19 protein-coding genes are annotated in these 15,517 nt (G+C 70.2%); 16 read left to right on the plus strand and 3 right to left on the minus strand.

Annotated features, from left to right (window positions below; all coding sequences use genetic code 11):
- Positions 1 to 60: 60 nt before the first annotated feature.
- The 3 genes from LH62_RS00430 (at position 61) to LH62_RS00440 (ending at position 2,556) form a co-directional block, all read left to right on the plus strand.
- Positions 61 to 519, plus strand: coding sequence for a hypothetical protein (locus tag LH62_RS00430; RefSeq protein WP_043358524.1), 459 nt, complete (start codon positions 61 to 63; stop codon positions 517 to 519).
- A 72-nt stretch (positions 520 to 591) separates the two neighbouring features.
- Positions 592 to 1,809: an ABC transporter substrate-binding protein gene (locus LH62_RS00435; RefSeq protein ID WP_043358527.1), complete on the plus strand. Its 1,218-nt coding sequence runs from the start codon at positions 592 to 594 to the stop codon at positions 1,807 to 1,809.
- Between the two features lie 6 nt (positions 1,810 to 1,815).
- Complete coding sequence (locus LH62_RS00440) at positions 1,816 to 2,556, plus strand: VOC family protein (RefSeq protein ID WP_043358529.1); 741 nt, start codon at positions 1,816 to 1,818, stop codon at positions 2,554 to 2,556.
- A gap of 9 nt (positions 2,557 to 2,565) precedes the next feature.
- Here LH62_RS00440 and pdxY read toward each other — a convergent pair whose 3' ends face one another.
- The gene (pdxY, locus tag LH62_RS00445) at positions 2,566 to 3,408 is read right to left on the minus strand and encodes a pyridoxal kinase PdxY (protein ID WP_043358531.1); all 843 of its coding nucleotides are present in this window, start codon (positions 3,406 to 3,408) and stop codon (positions 2,566 to 2,568) included.
- Positions 3,409 to 3,461: 53 nt separating this feature from the next.
- On the opposite strand from pdxY, the gene LH62_RS00450 reads away from it, so the two are divergent.
- The 8 genes from LH62_RS00450 (at position 3,462) to LH62_RS00490 (ending at position 11,061) form a co-directional block, all read left to right on the plus strand.
- Complete coding sequence (locus tag LH62_RS00450) at positions 3,462 to 5,036, plus strand: ABC transporter substrate-binding protein (protein WP_043358533.1); 1,575 nt, start codon at positions 3,462 to 3,464, stop codon at positions 5,034 to 5,036.
- Between the two features lie 85 nt (positions 5,037 to 5,121).
- The gene (locus tag LH62_RS00455) at positions 5,122 to 6,438 is read left to right on the plus strand and encodes an ABC transporter substrate-binding protein (protein WP_043358535.1); all 1,317 of its coding nucleotides are present in this window, start codon (positions 5,122 to 5,124) and stop codon (positions 6,436 to 6,438) included.
- On the plus strand, positions 6,438 to 7,373 hold the full coding sequence (locus LH62_RS00460) for a branched-chain amino acid ABC transporter permease (RefSeq protein WP_043358538.1): 936 nt from the start codon (positions 6,438 to 6,440) through the stop codon (positions 7,371 to 7,373). Before LH62_RS00455 ends, LH62_RS00460 begins: the two co-directional genes overlap by 1 nt.
- Positions 7,370 to 8,293 (plus strand): branched-chain amino acid ABC transporter permease, encoded by a 924-nt coding sequence (locus tag LH62_RS00465; protein WP_043358540.1) that lies wholly within the window; start codon positions 7,370 to 7,372, stop codon positions 8,291 to 8,293. Before LH62_RS00460 ends, LH62_RS00465 begins: the two co-directional genes overlap by 4 nt.
- Complete coding sequence (locus tag LH62_RS00470) at positions 8,290 to 9,045, plus strand: ABC transporter ATP-binding protein (RefSeq protein WP_043358542.1); 756 nt, start codon at positions 8,290 to 8,292, stop codon at positions 9,043 to 9,045. Before LH62_RS00465 ends, LH62_RS00470 begins: the two co-directional genes overlap by 4 nt.
- Entirely contained in the window at positions 9,038 to 9,694 is a 657-nt protein-coding gene (locus LH62_RS00475) for an ABC transporter ATP-binding protein (protein WP_043358544.1), read from the plus strand. Before LH62_RS00470 ends, LH62_RS00475 begins: the two co-directional genes overlap by 8 nt.
- A 455-nt stretch (positions 9,695 to 10,149) precedes the next feature.
- Complete coding sequence (gene rpmE / locus LH62_RS00485; protein WP_043364870.1) at positions 10,150 to 10,377, plus strand: 50S ribosomal protein L31; 228 nt, start codon at positions 10,150 to 10,152, stop codon at positions 10,375 to 10,377.
- A gap of 204 nt (positions 10,378 to 10,581) precedes the next feature.
- Positions 10,582 to 11,061 carry an Hsp20 family protein gene (locus tag LH62_RS00490; protein WP_043358550.1) on the plus strand — a complete coding sequence of 160 codons (480 nt, stop codon included), beginning with the start codon at positions 10,582 to 10,584 and terminating at the stop codon, positions 11,059 to 11,061.
- A 52-nt stretch (positions 11,062 to 11,113) separates the two neighbouring features.
- On the opposite strand, the gene LH62_RS00495 is transcribed toward LH62_RS00490, so the two are convergent.
- On the minus strand, positions 11,114 to 11,305 hold the full coding sequence (locus LH62_RS00495) for a DUF1192 family protein (RefSeq protein WP_043358552.1): 192 nt from the start codon (positions 11,303 to 11,305) through the stop codon (positions 11,114 to 11,116).
- A gap of 118 nt (positions 11,306 to 11,423) precedes the next feature.
- Between LH62_RS00495 and LH62_RS00500 the strand changes: the two genes are divergently transcribed.
- Positions 11,424 to 11,996 (plus strand): DUF1013 domain-containing protein, encoded by a 573-nt coding sequence (locus LH62_RS00500; RefSeq protein WP_043358554.1) that lies wholly within the window; start codon positions 11,424 to 11,426, stop codon positions 11,994 to 11,996.
- Between the two features lie 54 nt (positions 11,997 to 12,050).
- Here the strand turns inward: LH62_RS00500 and LH62_RS28880 are convergent, their stop codons facing one another.
- Positions 12,051 to 12,221: a YdcH family protein gene (locus LH62_RS28880; RefSeq protein WP_082012263.1), complete on the minus strand. Its 171-nt coding sequence runs from the start codon at positions 12,219 to 12,221 to the stop codon at positions 12,051 to 12,053.
- Positions 12,222 to 12,368: 147 nt separating this feature from the next.
- On the opposite strand from LH62_RS28880, the gene LH62_RS00505 reads away from it, so the two are divergent.
- From LH62_RS00505 to LH62_RS00520, 4 genes are all read left to right on the plus strand, one after another.
- Positions 12,369 to 12,569: a YdcH family protein gene (locus tag LH62_RS00505; protein WP_043358557.1), complete on the plus strand. Its 201-nt coding sequence runs from the start codon at positions 12,369 to 12,371 to the stop codon at positions 12,567 to 12,569.
- On the plus strand, positions 12,566 to 13,054 hold the full coding sequence (gene purE, locus LH62_RS00510) for a 5-(carboxyamino)imidazole ribonucleotide mutase (protein WP_043358559.1): 489 nt from the start codon (positions 12,566 to 12,568) through the stop codon (positions 13,052 to 13,054). Before LH62_RS00505 ends, purE begins: the two co-directional genes overlap by 4 nt.
- The gene (locus LH62_RS00515; RefSeq protein ID WP_043358561.1) at positions 13,051 to 14,166 is read left to right on the plus strand and encodes a 5-(carboxyamino)imidazole ribonucleotide synthase; all 1,116 of its coding nucleotides are present in this window, start codon (positions 13,051 to 13,053) and stop codon (positions 14,164 to 14,166) included. The genes purE and LH62_RS00515 overlap by 4 nt, the downstream gene beginning before the upstream one ends.
- 174 nt (positions 14,167 to 14,340) lie before the next feature.
- Complete coding sequence (locus LH62_RS00520) at positions 14,341 to 15,393, plus strand: OmpA family protein (protein WP_043358563.1); 1,053 nt, start codon at positions 14,341 to 14,343, stop codon at positions 15,391 to 15,393.
- Positions 15,394 to 15,517: the final 124 nt, after the last annotated feature.

The raw sequence follows: 15,517 nt of genomic DNA on the forward strand, positions 1-15,517 counted from the left end.
CGGTGATGCCGGGCATGATGGGCAACCATCCGCCCCAAGGCTAGGCTTGGCCTGCACGCCATGAAGCGACGCCACCTCCTTCTCGCCGCCGCCCTGCCCTTCCAGGTGACGGAGGGCGAGCATCTCCACCTCACCGGCCGCGCTCTCGGCTGGACCATCCTGCGCGACCGCGCGCCCAGCCGCGCCGCACCGGAGACGGGGATGGTGCTGATCCGCGTCCAGCGCCCGGTGCCGCCGGCGAGCCAGCCGGGCCATCTGGCGGCGACGCTCGGCGCCTTCCGTCCCTTCCACTTCGCTGCCCTGCCGGCGGAGGAGCGGGTGGAGCTCGCCGGCCTTCCCGGCGCCGCCATCGAGGCGCGGGCCATGGGCATCGGCAGCCGCCAGGCGGTGACGGTCCGCGCCGTCTGCCTCTACGGGCGGGAGCGGAGCTACCTGCTGATCGCCTCGGCGCCCGAGGCGGAATGGGCCGCGCTCCGCCCGGATGTGCTGCGGGTGATGGAAGGCTTCCGCCCCGGCTGAGCGGCGTCACCCATTGCGTCTTCGGCCGGCAGGCGCAAGGCTGCCGGCAAGCAATGGGAGAGAAACGCGGCGATGTTCACCACAAGGCGGGAATTCATGGCGGCCTCCGGCGCGCTGGCCTGGGCCGGCGCGGCCCGAGCCCAATCCGCTCCGGCGCTGCGCCTCGGCATCCTCGGCGACCTGTCCGGTCCCTATCGCGACCTTTCCGGCCTCGGCACCATGGCCTGCGTGCGGCAGGCGATCGAGGATGCCGGCCTGCCGCTCCAGGTCGAGGTCGTCCATGCCGACCACCAGCACAAGCCGGATGTCGGCGCCGCCATCGCCCGGCAGTGGTACGACCGCGACGGGGTGGATGCGATCCTTGAGGTGAACAACTCCGCCATCGCGCTGGCCGTCGCCGATTTGGCGCGGGAGAAGGACAAGGTCTTCCTCGCCACCGGCCCCGCGACCGCCGACCTGCACGGCCCGCGCTGCAGCCCCAACCACGTCCACTGGACCTACGATACCTGGATGCTGGCGCATGGCGCCGGCACCGCGGCCGTCAGGGCGGGCGGCGACAGCTGGTTCTTCCTCACCGCCGACTATGCCTTCGGCCATGCCTTGCAGCGCGACACGGCGCGCGCGGTGGAGGCGGCCGGCGGCAAGGTGCTCGGCCAGTCGCGCTACCCCTTCCCGCAGACCACTGACTACTCCTCCTTCCTGCTCCAGGCCCAGGCCTCGCGCGCCAAGGTGCTCGGCCTCGCCAATGCCGGGACGGACACCGTCAACTGCGTGAAGCAGGCGCACGAGTTCGGCCTGACGCGGCGGATGAAGCTGGTCGGCCTGCTTTGCCTGCTCGGCGATGTCCGGGCGATGGGAGCCGAGGCGGCGCAGGGCCTGATGCTGACCGAGCCCTTCTACTGGGACCTCAACGACCGCACCCGCGCCTTCACGCGGCGGGTGCTGCCGAGGATGCCGCCCAACATCTACCCGAGCACCAACCATGCCGGCGCCTATTCGGCCGTGACCCACTACCTGAAGGCCGCCGCCGCCATGGGCCCGGCCGGGGCCAAGGCGTCCGGCCGCGCCACCATCGCGCGGATGAAGGCGCTGCCGACCGATGACGACTGCTTCGGCCCCGGCCGGGTGCGCGAGGACGGCCGCAAGATCCACCCCGTCTATCTCTTCGAGGTGAAGGCACCCGGCGAGGTGAAGGCCGAATGGGACCTCTACCGCCTCGCCGGCACCATCGAGGCCGAGGAGGCGATGCGGCCGCTCGCTGAAGGCGGCTGCCCGCTGGTCCGGGGCTGAGGGCGGATGGCACCGGGCGGCACCGGCCCGATCCTCGGCCTCGACCACGTCATCCTCGCCGTGCCGCGGCTCGATGCGGCTGTCGCTGCCTATGAGCTGCTGTTCGAGCGCGGGCCCGCAGTGCGAGGCGAATCCCGGGCGCGCTTCGCCCTCGCTAATGTCGGCCTCGTGCTGACCGAAGGCGAGGCGCCGACAGGCCTCGCCTTCGCCGTCACCGAGGCGGGGAGCGCGCTTCGCCTCTTGGAACGCCGCGGTCTGCGGGGCAGTCCGGCACAGCCCCGGCAGGAGGCGCAGGCCTGGCCGCTGGACCCGGCCGCCGCCCGCGGCCTCCACTTCAGGCTGACCGCGGCAGGGCCGGCCGGGGACGCAGCCTCCGCCATCCGCCTCGACCATGCCGTCATCCGCAGCGCCGACCCGGAGCGGACGCTCGCCCTGCTGGGCGGCCGGCTGGGGCTCGATCTGCGCCTCGACCGCAGCAACCCGGACTGGGGTACGCGGCTGCTCTTCTTCCGCTGCGGCGACCTGGTGATCGAGGTCTCGCATGACCTGAAGAGCGGGATCGGCGACGGGCCCGACAGCCTCTGGGGCCTCACCTGGCGCGTGCCCGACGTCGCCGCCAGCCACGCGCGGCTCGGGGCGGCGGGCTTCTCCGTCTCGCCGCTGCGGACGGGGCGGAAGCCGGGGACACGCCTCTTCACCCTGCGCGGCGATGCGGCCGGGCTGCCGACCGCCTTCATCGGCGCCTGACCGGCGAGGCTACACCCCTTCCGGTTCGAACCAAGTCGTCGGGCGGACGAATTCCTCCTGCGCCGCGACGGTCAGCAGCTCGCGCGAACCGGCCTCCATCGTGTGCCGCAGCAGGCCGTGGATGGAGGAGGCCGCCGCCGCCATCGCCCCCGCGGCCTCGCCGCGCAGCCGATGGAACAGGAACAGCGCCGCGATCGCATCCCCCGCCCCGTTGAAGGATTGCTCGAGCCGCGGCGTGCGCAGCCGCCAGAAGCGCCCAGCCTCGCCTGCCAGCAAATCGATGGAATCATCCGGCGTCTCCTCGGTCCGGAGGCTCGTCACCATCACGCAGCGCGGTCCCCGCGCCTGCAAGGCTGCAATGGCCGCCTTGGCCGCCGCCAGCGTCGTGACCGCGTCGCCGGTCAGCCATTCCAGTTCGAACTGGTTGGGCGTGGCGAGGTCGGCCATCGGAAGCGCGCGGTCGCGCAGCAGCTCGGCGATGCCGGGCCGGACATAGACGCGGCCATCGTCGCCGATCACCGGGTCGCAGCAGTAGAGCGCGGCGGGATTGGCGGATTTCACCCGGGCGACGGCATCGAGCACCGCCTCCCCCGTCTCCGCATCGCCGATATAGCCGGAGAGCACGGCGTCGCAGGCGGGCAGGACGCCGCGCTCCTCGATACCCTGCACGCAGTCGCGGATCAGGCTCGCCGGGAAGACCGAGCCGCGGAAGGCGCCATGCCCCGGATGATTAGAGAACTGCACGGTGTTGACAGCCCAGACCTCGGCCCCGAGCCGCTGCAGGGGAAAGGACGCGCTGGCATTGCCAACGTGGCCATAGGCCACCCAGGACTGGATCGAAAGGATGTTCACGCCGGCAAGGCTAGTGCATCCTGGCCGCAACGAAAACCTCGGGGAGACGGCCAATGCGCCGCATCATCGCTTTGCTGGCGGCGGCCCTGCTGCTGCCGGCGCCGGAGGCCGCCGCGCAGGGACGTGGCGATCCCAATGCGCTCCGCGTCAAGCTGTTCGGCGACCTGCGCTCCATCGACCCCTTCATCAGCCCCGAATACATGGCGCGCAACCATGGCTACATGGTCTACGACACGCTCTTCGCACTCGACTCCAAGCTGCGGCCGCAGCCGCAGATGGTGGCGCTCTGGACCACCTCCGCCGACGGCCTGAGCTGGGATTTCACCCTGCGCGAGGGGCTGCGCTTCCATGATGGCGCGCCTGTCACCGCCGAGGATGTGGTCGCCAGCCTGCGCCGCTGGGCGGTGCGGGACGGGCTCGGCCAGCAGCTCATGGGCCTGGCGACCGCGATCGAGCCGACCGCGCCGGACGCCTTCCGCATCACGATGAAATCGCCCTTCGGCCTGATGCTGGAGGCGCTGGCCAAGCCTTCCGGCCAGCCGGCCTTCATCATGCCTGCGCGGGTCGCCGCCACGCCCGCCGCGACGCCGATCACCGACCCGACCGGCTCCGGCCCCTTCACTCTCAGGCGCGAGGACTGGCGCGCCGGCGACCGCGTCACCTATCGCCGCAACCCCGGCTACGTGCCGCGCGCCGAGCCGCCGGACGGGCTGGCCGGCGGCAAGCGGGCCGGCATCGAGCGCGTGGAATGGGTCTACCTGCCGGATGCGCAGACCGCGCTCAACGCGCTCTCCTCCGGCGAGATCGATATCTTCGAGGAGCTGCCGCCCGACCTCTTTCCCGTCGTCCGGCGCAACCGCAACCTGCGGCTCGGGCCGCAGGACAATGTCGGCGTGCAGCCGATCTTCCGCATGAACCAGGCCGTGCCGCCCTTCGACAACCCGCGCCTGCGCCAGGCGATTCTGCGGCTGGTCGACCCGGCGAAGGTGCTGCCGGCCTATCTGGGCGACCCGTCGCTCTGGCGCGACTGCCGCTCCTTCTATGTCTGCGGCAGCCCCTACCACACCGAGGCCGGCTGGGTGACGCCCGACCTCGCCGAGGCCCGCCGGCTCGTCGCCGCCAGCGGCTATGACGGCACGCCGGTGGTGGTGCTCGATGCGCAGGACAGCACCATCAGCCACACCCTCGCCCTCGTCTCGGCTGACCTGCTGAAGCAGGCGGGTCTCACCGTCGACGTGCAGGCGATGGACTGGGCGACGCTGGTGCAGCGGCGCCTCTCCCGCAACCCGGGGCCACAGGGCTGGAATCTCTTCGTCTCCGCCCCTTCCGGTCTCGATGCGATGGACCCGGCCGGGCACAACGCCATGCGCTCCGCTTGCGAGCGCACCGGCTTGCCCGGCTGGCCTTGCGACGCGCAGATGGAGCGGCTGCGCGATGCCTTCCTCGCCGCGCCGGATGCGGATTCGCGCCGGGCCGCGGCCGCCGCATACCATGCCCGCGCGCTGGAAAGCGTGCCCTATGTGCCGCTTGGCCAATTCAGCCTGGTGCGCGGCTATTCCGTCCGCCTCGCCGGCATCCTTGACGCGCCGGTGCCGGTCTATTGGAACATTTCGAAGCTCAATGAGTGAGGAGGGCCCTTCCCTCCTTCCGCGCCGCCCGGCAGGATGCGGGAAAGCCCGGGCAAAGTGGGCGCACCAGGGAGGACCAGCCGCCATGACCGATGCCGTCACCCGTCGCGCCGCCATGCTTGGCGCGGGCGCCACCGCCGGAAGCCTGCTCTTCGCCGGCAGCGGCGCGAAGGCGCAAGGCAAGCCGAGCGAGTTGCGGGTCGGCATCACCACCTTCCTCTCCGGCTCGGCCAGCGTCTTCGGCGTGCCGGCGAAGCAGGCGGCGGAGCTGCTCTTCGAGGAGGTGAACAAGGCGGGCGGCATCGGCGGCGTGCCGGTGCGGCCGATCTTCGTCGACGAGGCGCCGGGCACCGACCACTTGGTCGGCGAGTTCCGCCGCCTTGTGCAGAATGAGGGCGTGCAGCTCATCTTCGCATCCATCTCCTCCGGCTCCTGCCTCGCCTGCACGCCGCTCTCGGACGAGATGAAGAAGACGACGGTTCTCTGGGATTGCGGCACGCAGCGCATCTTCGAGGAAGGCCAGCACCCCTATGCCTTCCGCACCCAGGGCTACGGCACGCCGGAGGTGCTGGCGCCGCTCCTCTACCTGCTGAAGCACAAGCCGGACTTCCGGACGCTTGCCGTCATCAACCAGGACTACGCCTGGGGCCGCGACAGCTGGGAGCTGTGGAAGTCGGCGATGGACGTCCTCAAGCCCGGCGTCCGCGTGGTGGCGGAGATGTTCCCCCGCTTCGGCGCCACCGACTACAGCACGGAGGTGACGCGGCTGCTGGCGGCCCGGCCGGACGTGATCCTCTCCACCAGCTGGGGCGGCGATCTCGTCACCCTGCTCCGGCAAGCCGCCGAGCGGCGGCTGTTCGACCGCTCGACCTTCGTGCTGCCGGTCTGCGAGCCATCGCTGCCGACCCTCGGCCGCACCATGGCGGCCGGGCACATCATCGGCACCCGCGGCGACCACTGGAACAACCATCCCTCGCCCAAGGACCCGGCGCGGCTGAAGCGTTTCGTCGATGCCTACCGGGCGAAGTACAACGATTACCCGATCTATCCCTGCCACCACATGGCGCAGGCCATCTCGGCGACGCAGGCGGCCTATGCCAAGGCCATCGCGGCCAAGGGCGGCGGCTGGCCGAACGATGCAGAGCTGGCGGCCGCCTTCCGCGGCCTCACCTTCGATACCCCGACCTCCAGCATCACCCTTCGCGAGGACGGCCAGGGTCTCGAGGACCAGATCGTCGGCATCAGCAGCTTCAACGCGCAGTATCCCTTCGCCGTGCCGAAGGACATGATCCTCTTCCCCGCCGCCATGGTCTCGACCCCGGTCGGGCGTAAGAGCGTCGACTGGCTGAAATCGCTGACGCCCGACTTCCTCAACCAGATCCCGGCACCGATCGCCGGCTGATGGCGGACTGGTTCACCGATAATAGCCTGCTGCTCGGCCTTGCTCTGCTGGACGGGCTGGCCAATGCGGCGCTGATCTTCATGGTGGCGGTCGGGCTGAACCTCGTCTTCGGGGTTCTGCGCATCGTCAACGTGGCCCATGGCAGCCTGTTCGCCATCGGCGCCTATGCGGCGGCCTCGATCGGCATGTTCTTCGCCGCGCGCGGCCTGCCGCCCTGGATGGGCTATGTCGCGCTGGTGCTGGCGGCCGTCGCCATCGGCGCCGTGCTCGGCCCGCTGATCGAGCGGCTGCTGCTGCGCCGCATCTACGGGCATGAGGACGTGCTGCAGCTCCTCGTCACCTTCGCCCTCTTCATGATTCTCGAGGATGTGCAAAAGCTGGTTTGGGGTGTGCAGCCGGTCTCGCAGGATGCGCCGCTGAAATTCCTCGGCACGGTCGACATCCCCTTCGGCGAGGATGTCATCCCCTTCACCGCCTACCAGCTCTTTGTCATCCCCGGCGTTGCCGTGGTCACGCTGCTCGGCCTCGCCTGGTTCCTCCGGCGGACGCTGACCGGCCGCGTCATCGTCGCCGTGACGACGGACAAGGAGGCGGCGACCGCGATGGGGATCGACGCCGCGCGCATCACCCTGCTGACCTTCAGCTTCGGCGCCGGGCTCGCGGCCCTCGGCGGCGCGCTGGCCTCGCCGACCCTGGCGCTGGTGCCGGGCATCGGGGCGCAGACCATCGTGCTCTCCTTCGCCGTGGTGGCAACGGCGGGACTCGGCCAGATCGAGGGCGCTGCGCTGACCGCGCTGCTGATCGGCCTCGGCCGCAGCATCGCCGTCTATTTCGCCCCGGAATTCGAGGTGGTGGTGCCCTATCTCATCATGGTGGCGGTGCTGCTGGTCCGGCCGCAGGGGCTCTTCGGCGTGATCGAGACCCGGCGGGTATGAAGCGCGAGAGCCTGCTCGCCGCACTCGGCACCCTTGCCCTCGTCGCCTGCGCCTGGGCGGTGCCTTGGCTGAAATTCATCCTCACCATCGCGCTGGCCAAGGGCATCGCCGTGCTCGGCATCCTGCTGCTGCTGCGGGCGGGGCAGGTGAGCTTCGGCCATTCGATGTTCCTCGCCCTCGGCGCCTATACCGTGGCCTTCCTGGCGCCGATGGAGAGCGAAGCCGTGCTGCTGCTGCCCGCCGCGGCGCTGGTCGCAGCCGGCTTCGGCCTCGTCATCGGCCTCTTCCTGGTGCGCTACCGCGACATCTTCTTCGGCATGCTGAATCTGGCCTTCGCCATGGTGCTCTATTCGCTGCTGGAGAAACTCTACTCGCTGACCAAAGGCACCGACGGCATCCGCGTCGCCGCCCTCAGCTTCGCCGGCACGGAGCCGGAGCGCGGTACGCAGGAATGGATCGTTTTCGGCATCGCGCTCGGGCTCGCCATTCTCTTCGGCCTGCTGGTCCGCTTCTACCTCGCCTCGCCGATGGGCCGGGCGCTGGCGGGCATCAAGACGCGGGAAACGCGGCTGGAATTCATGGGCGTGCCGGCCCGCCGCGTGCTGCTCTTCGCCTATGTGCTCTCGGCGCTGATGGGCGGCGTCGGCGGCGCCCTCATCGCCATGACGACGCGCCACGTTACGCCGCAGATCGCCTATTGGACCTCCTCCGGCGAGCTGGTCTTCATCGCCATCCTCGGCGGGGCGGGCAGCGCGCTCGGGCCCTTCCTCGGCTCCGTGGCCTTCGAGCTGGTGCGGGTCTATGCCGCGGCCGCCGTCGCCGAGGCCTGGCAGATGATCCTCGGCGCGGTGCTGCTGCTGGTGATCCTTTTCGCCCCGGGCGGCGTCTGGGGCCTGCTCTCGCGGCGGTGGCGGGCATGAGCGAGGTGCTTCTTTCCGCCAAGGGCCTCCGGCTCGCCTTCGGCGGCGTCAAGGCGGCTGACGGCATCGACCTCGATGTCCGGCATGGCGAGTTCCTCGCCATCATCGGGCCGAACGGTGCCGGCAAGACCACCTTCATCAACATGACGACCGGCTATCTCCGCCCCCAGGCCGGGCGGATCGAATTCGACGGCAAGCCCATCCTCGGCCTGTCGCCGCGTGCCATCGTCCGGCGGGGGATCGGCCGCAGCTTCCAGCTGCCGCAGCTTTTCTCCGAGCATACGGTGCTGGAGAATGCGGCGCTCGCCATCGCCGCCCGACGGGGGATCTGGTCCCCCCTCACCCCCCTGCTTCGCCCGCGCTGGCGCGACGAAGCGATGGATCTGCTGGACCGCTTCGGCCTCCGCGCCGTGGCCGAATCGCGGGCCGATGCGCTGAACGAGGGTGCCCGCAAGCTGGCCGACATCGCCATGGCCGTGGCGCTGGAGCCGAGCCTGCTGCTGATGGATGAGCCGACCAGCGGCGTCGCCGCGGCGGAGAAGATGGTGATCGTCGAGACGCTGGTGCGCGTGCTGCGCAGCACCGGCGTCACGGCCGTCTTCGTCGAGCACGACATGGACGTGGTCGCCCGCTTCGCCGACCGCGTCGCGGTCTGGAGCCAGGGCCGCATCGCCGCCCTCGGCCCGCCTGGCGAGGTGCTGGCGGACCCGAAGGTGCGGCGCGAGGTGATCGGGATCGCGGCCGATGCTTGAACTGTCCGGCATCTCCGCCGACATCGCCGGCATCCCCGTCCTCCGCGGCGTCTCGCTCGCGGTGCCGCCCGGAGGCCGGGTGGCGCTGATCGGCCGCAACGGCGCCGGCAAGACGACGACGCTTCGCACCCTGATGGGGCTGGTGCCCGCCCGCGCCGGCCGCATCGTTATCGACGGGAAGGATGCGACGGCGGTGCCCGCCCATCACCGCGCCCGGCTCGGCATCGGCTATGCCCCGGAGGAGCGGCGGCTCTTCGGCAGCTTCTCGGTGCGGGAGAACATGCTACTGCCGGCCCAGGTCCTCCGCCTGTCCGCCGCCGAGGTGGCGCGGCGGCTGGAAGCGGTCTTCACCCTGCTGCCGGAGCTGCGCGACCTCGCGCCGCGCCGCGCCGCGGGGCTCTCCGGCGGCCAGGGGAAGATGGTGGCACTCGGCCGGGCGCTGATGGTCGGCACTCGGGCGGTCCTGCTGGACGAGCCCTTCCAGGGCCTCGCGCCGGCCCTCGCCCTTCGCTACGCCGAGGCGCTGGCCCGGCTGCGCCAGGCGCTGCCCGACGTCGCCATCCTCATCACCGAGAGCAATCCGGAACTGCTGCGCACCCTCGTCCAGGCCACCTATGTGATTGAGCGCGGAGAAATGGCGCCCGGATGAGGCACACGCCACATGCCGTGCCATGGTCCTGAAGCACGCGTCCCTGGCGCTGCTGCTGGCCGGCCTGGCGGGATGCGCCAGCCGGCCTGCTACCCCCTTGCCCAATCCCCAAATTCTGGCCGCCCATGAGTGGGAGCACGGCCCGCCCTGGGGGCCGGAGGAACTGCCCTGGGTTCCGCCGCTCGAAACCTGTGCCAGCTACGATCCCTATCCCTGGTCCTGGGCCGGGCCCGCGATCGGCATTCGCCGCGGCTTTTGGTGGGGCGGTCACCGCGGCCATTACCACGGCGGGCCGATCGGCCGGGGTGGCTTCCACCGGGGTTTCCATGGCGGCGGCCATTTCGGCAGGGGCCGGCAAGGGCGGCGATGAGGTTGCACCGCGCGGCGGCATCCCCTATACGCGCCGCTTCCCGCGGCCGGTCGGTATCGGCTGCGCCTTATCCCGCGAGCGCGCCATGAAGTCCGACATCCATCCCGACTACCACGATATCACCATCATCATGACCGACGGGACCACCTACACGACCCGGTCCTGCTACGGGAAGGAAGGCGACACCATCCGCCTCGACATCGACCCGAAGTCGCACCCGGCCTGGACTGGCGTGCAGCGCGTGATGGACACCGGCGGTCAGGTGGCGAAGTTCAACAAGAAGTTCGCCGGCATCGGCGCCCGCAAGAAGTAAGCCCCGGCTCCATCGCCTGCGCTTTTTCGGAACGCCGCCCCCTCTTGAACGGGGGGCGGCGTTTGCTAATTCTAGCCCTGTCAGAGGCGCCCGAACGGGGCTTCTGGCGCGGTTCACCGCCACATGCGGCGCCCGTATGGGGCCGCTGGGGGCAGGAGCCGCCGGCACAACCAGGACCTTGCTTCCATCAAGGAGGTTCCGCGTATGAATACCCTCGATTTCGCTCCCCTGCTCCGCACCGCCATCGGCTTCGACCGACTTGCCCGCACGCTTGAGACCGCGCGTGCGTCGCAGGACCCGCAGGGCTACCCCCCGTACAACATCGAGAAGGTCGGTGAGGACAGCTACGTCCTGACCATGGCCGTCGCCGGCTTCGGCCCGGACGACCTCGAGATCGTAGCGCGGGACAATGTGCTGACCGTCGCCGGGCGCGCTCCGCAGGCTGATGAGGGCCGCAGCTTCCTGCATCGCGGCATCGCCGGCCGCGCCTTTGAGCGCCGCTTCGCGCTGGCCGACCATATCGTGGTCGATGGCGCCAACCTCGAGCATGGCCTGCTCCAGCTTGCGCTGAAGCGCGTGGTGCCCGAGGCGTTGAAGCCCCGCCGCATTCCGGTGCAGCCCGGCCGCCCGGTGATCGCCAACGAGGGCGGTCAGGACCAGGCGCCGCAGGCCCAGGCCGCCTAACAGAAGCGGACGGTCCTCGACGGCCGGCGGGGGCAACCCCGCCGGCTTTTTGTTATCCAGGCTTCTTGAAGAAGGCATCCGCGGCGTTGCGATGAGCCTGCCGCGCCGCGATGGCGGCCTCCGCACGGGCAATCTCGGCCCTCAACTCGGCGATGTAGCGTTGCAGATCAGCCACGTCCCACCGATCGATCACCGCCGGGGTGAAGCGGCTGGCGGCCGGGCGCGGGGTTTCCTCCTCGATCATGCGGCACCTCGTGTTACCTGCGGGCTTTGACCACGCCCAATGCCGCCTCTATATGCCACGCCAAGCCGCAGTGAAGGGCCCTACCCCCCGCCGGCACTGCTCCTGATAGGTTCGTTCCATGACCCAGCCGCTGATGCCGAAGGCCACCGCCGTGTGGCTGATCGATAAAACCTCCCTGACTTTCGAACAGGTCGCCGATTTCGTCGGCATGCATCCGTTGGAAGTCCAGGCCATCGCCGATGGCGAGGTCGCCCAGGGCATCATCGGCTACGACCCGGTGCTGAACGGCCAGCTCACCCGTGAGGAGATCGCCCGCTGCGAGGCCAATCCCGCGCTTCGGCTGCAGATCCAGTCCTCCAGCCTCCCGGCGCCGAAGGCCCGCGGCAAGGGTGCCCGCTACACGCCCGTCTCCAAGCGGAACGACCGGCCGGACGGCATCGCCTGGCTGATCCGCCACTATCCGCAGCTCTCGGATACCACGATCGGCAAGCTGCTCGGCACCACCAAGGACACCATCGCCAAGGTGCGTGACCGGACACATTGGAACAGCGCCAACATCAAGGCGCGGGACCCGGTGATCCTCGGCCTCTGCACCCAGTCGGACCTGAATGCCGCGCTGATCGCCGCCGGCGAGCGTCCGGGCGCCGTGCCGCCCCCGCTGGCGGACACCGCCGAGGATTCGGCGGCCTGAGAAGGCGGCGCGGCCGGCGAACTCCGGCCGCACCGCCCGCCGTGCTCCTGAGCCTCAGCTGGCCCGGCGCAGCTTCTCGATCTCTTCCTTCAGCCGCAGCTTCTCCCGCTTCAGCCGCGCCAGCTCCAGCTCATCCGGTCGGGGGCGCGCGTCCTGCGCGCCGATCGCCCGCTCGAGGATGGCATGCTTGTCTTCGAGGGACCGGAGCCGTGGCGAAGTCATCATGCGGACATCTCCTTTTCCGTCCTGGGGTGCGCCGAGGCGATCCAGCGGCCTAACGCCCGCTGTTGCGCCCGCGCCGGAGCATGGTAATGGCCTCCGCGCCCGGATTGCATCCTTTCCTTCACCGTCCAGCCACGAGCCTGAACGCCGATGCTCGATGACCGAGACAGCCTGTTGCGACGCCTGCACGAGATGCGGAGCGAACATCGCGACCTCGACACGGTCATTGCCCGGCTGTCGGACAGCCTGACGGACCAGCTCCAGGTCCAGCGCCTCAAGAAGCGCAAGCTGAAGCTGAAGGACGAGATCGCCTGGCTGGAAAGCCGCCTCCTGCCCGATATCAGCGCATGAGTGCCGTGCTTCCCCTCGTCGGCGTCATCATGGGCAGCCGCTCCGATTGGGAGACGATGCGCCATGCCGCGGAGGTGCTGGAGAAGCTCGGCATCCCGCACGAGACTCGCGTGGTCTCCGCCCACCGCACGCCAGAGCGGCTGCACGCCTATGCCGCCGAGGCGCGCGGCCGGGGCCTCAAGGTCATCGTCGCCGGGGCGGGCGGGGCGGCGCATCTGCCGGGCATGGCGGCGGCGATGACGCCGCTGCCGGTGCTCGGCGTGCCGGTCGAGAGCCACGCGCTCAAGGGCATGGACAGCCTCCTCTCCATCGTCCAGATGCCGGGTGGCATTCCGGTCGGGACGCTCGCCATCGGCAAGGCGGGCGCCATCAATGCCGGGCTGATGGCCGCCGCCATCCTCGCCCTCTCCGATCCCGACCTCGCCGCCCGGCTCGATGCCTGGCGCGCGGCGCAGACCGAGGGCGTGCCGGAGGAGCCGGCATGACCTCGCCGCTGCCCCCCGGCAGCACCATCGGCATCCTCGGCGGCGGGCAGCTCGGGCGGATGTCGGCCCTGGCGGCGGCGCGGCTCGGCTACCGCTGCCATGTCTATGCGCCGGAGGCGGAAAGCCCCGGCATGCAGGTCGCCGCCGCCGCCACCATCGCCCCTTATGAGGATGAAGCCGCCCTGGCCCGCTTCGCCGCTGCGGTCGATGTCGTCACCTTCGAGTTCGAGAATGTCCCGGCTGGAACGCTGGCCGCCCTCGCCCCCCTCGCCCCCTGCCGGCCCGGCGTCGAAGTGCTGCGAGTCTGCCAGGACCGCCTGGCGGAGAAGGCCTTCCTCGAGCGCGCCGGCGTCCCCGTCGCCCCCTGGCGCGCGGTGGAGGACGAGGCGGGACTCGCCACGGCCCTTCAGGAGATCGGCTTGCCCGCCGTGCTGAAGACCACCCGACTCGGCTATGACGGCCGGGGCCAATCGGTGATCCGCCACCCGGACGAGGCCGCGGCAGCCTTCGCCCGCCTGGAACCGAAGCCGCTGATCCTCGAAGCCTTCGTTCCCTTCGTGGCCGAGGTCTCCGCCATCGCCGCCCGTGGCGGGGACGGCGCCTCCACCGTCTACGATGCGGTGGAGAATCGCCACCGCGACCACATCCTCGACCTCAGCTTCGCCCCGGCGCGGCTGCCGGTGGCGGATGCCGCGCGCGGCCATGCGCTGCGAGTCGCCGACGCGCTCGGCCTGGTCGGCGTGCTGGCGCTGGAGCTTTTCGTCCTGCCGGATGGCCGCCTGCTGGGCAACGAGATCGCCCCGCGGCCGCATAATTCAGGCCATTGGACGATGGATGGCTGCGCCGCCAGCCAGTTCGAGCAGCATGTCCGCGCCGTCGCCGGCCTGCCGCTAGCTACGGCCACACGTCATCACGACGTTGTCATGAAGAACCTTGTCGGGCCCGATGGCTTGGCCCGCTGGCCCAGCTTGCTGCGCCAGCCGGATGTGGTGCCTCACTGGTACGGCAAGGCTGAAGCCCGTCCGGGTCGGAAATTGGGCCATGCCAACAAGTTGCTGCCCATCGGCAGCCTTTCCACTCTCGATGACGACGCCGCCCTGCAGGGGCTGTGATGTATTTGCCATCATCCGCTGTGGCGTCCTTGCCACATCGATGCGGAAATGGTCAGGCCCCCGATGCAGGTTCACGCTCACGGTGCTAGGTTCCCTGAACGCAGCGCTGTCGCCGTCTCACATCCGCGGTAGGCGTCGCGACACAGGCGTTTTGTGAACCGAGGAGAGATTTCGATGACCCTCAGGAAGGCCCTTCTGGCCGCGACGGTGCTGGCGCTGCCGGTCGCCGCGCAGGCGCAGCCGGTCTCCGGCCTCTACATCGGGGCCGGCGGTGGTTTGAACATCCACCAGGATTCGAACAACAACGGCGCCAGGACGAAGTTCGACGACATCGGTGCCGTCGGCCTCGCCTCCATCGGCTGGGGCTTCGGCAACGGCCTCCGCGCCGAGATCGAGGGCAGCTACCGGACCAACGACATCCGCAGCATCACCAGCAACGGTGGCGCCGTCCGCGGCAATAGCGGCTACCTCCGCAACTACGCCGCGATGGCGAATGTCCTGTACGACTTCAACCTCGGCCTGCCGATCGTTCCATATCTCGGCGTCGGCGTCGGCTATGGCTGGGTCGATGTGGACAAGGCGAACATCGCCGGGCCGGACGGCAGCCGCTACCGGATCGAGGACACCGACGGCCGCTTTGCCTACCAGGGCATCGCCGGCGCCGCCTTCAACCTGCCGGTTCCGGGCCTCGCCCTGACCGCCGAGTACCGCTTCTACGGCACGCTCGAGCCCTCGCTGAACGTCGACCGCACCAGCGTCGTCGGCGCTCCGGGCGGCACCTACAAGCCGACCAACTACAACCACAGCGCGCTGATCGGTATCCGCTACGCCTTTAACACGCCGGTCGCCCCGCCGCCGGTCGTGGCCGCCCCGCCGGTTGCCCCGGCGCCGACCGTCGCCCGCACCTACCTGGTCTTCTTCGACTGGGACCGCGCGGACCTGACCGACCGCGCCCGGCAGATCATCTCCGAGGCCGCCGGCGCCGCCCGCAGCGTGCAGTCCACCCGCATCGAAGTGGCCGGCCATGCCGACCGTTCGGGCACCCCGCAGTACAACCAGCGCCTGTCGCAGCGCCGCGCCGATGCGGTCGCTGCCGAGCTGGTTCGCCAGGGCGTGAGCCGCAACGAGATCATGGTCACTGCCTTCGGCGAGAGCCGCCCGCTGGTTCCGACCGCGGACGGCGTGCGCGAGCCGCAGAACCGCCGCGTCGAGATCGTGCTGCGCTGAGCAGCACCTTCTCCTCACGGAGATTGGAAGGGGCGCCCTCGGGCGCCCCTTTTTTCGTTCAAGGCTACTGCGTCCTACGGCCTGTTTCGCTGCGTAACCCAACTGTGGCCTGGATGCCACAAGG

Origin of the sequence: Belnapia sp. F-4-1 (genome assembly GCF_000802185.1) — a bacterium.
Taxonomy (GTDB): Bacteria; Pseudomonadota; Alphaproteobacteria; order Acetobacterales; family Acetobacteraceae; genus Belnapia.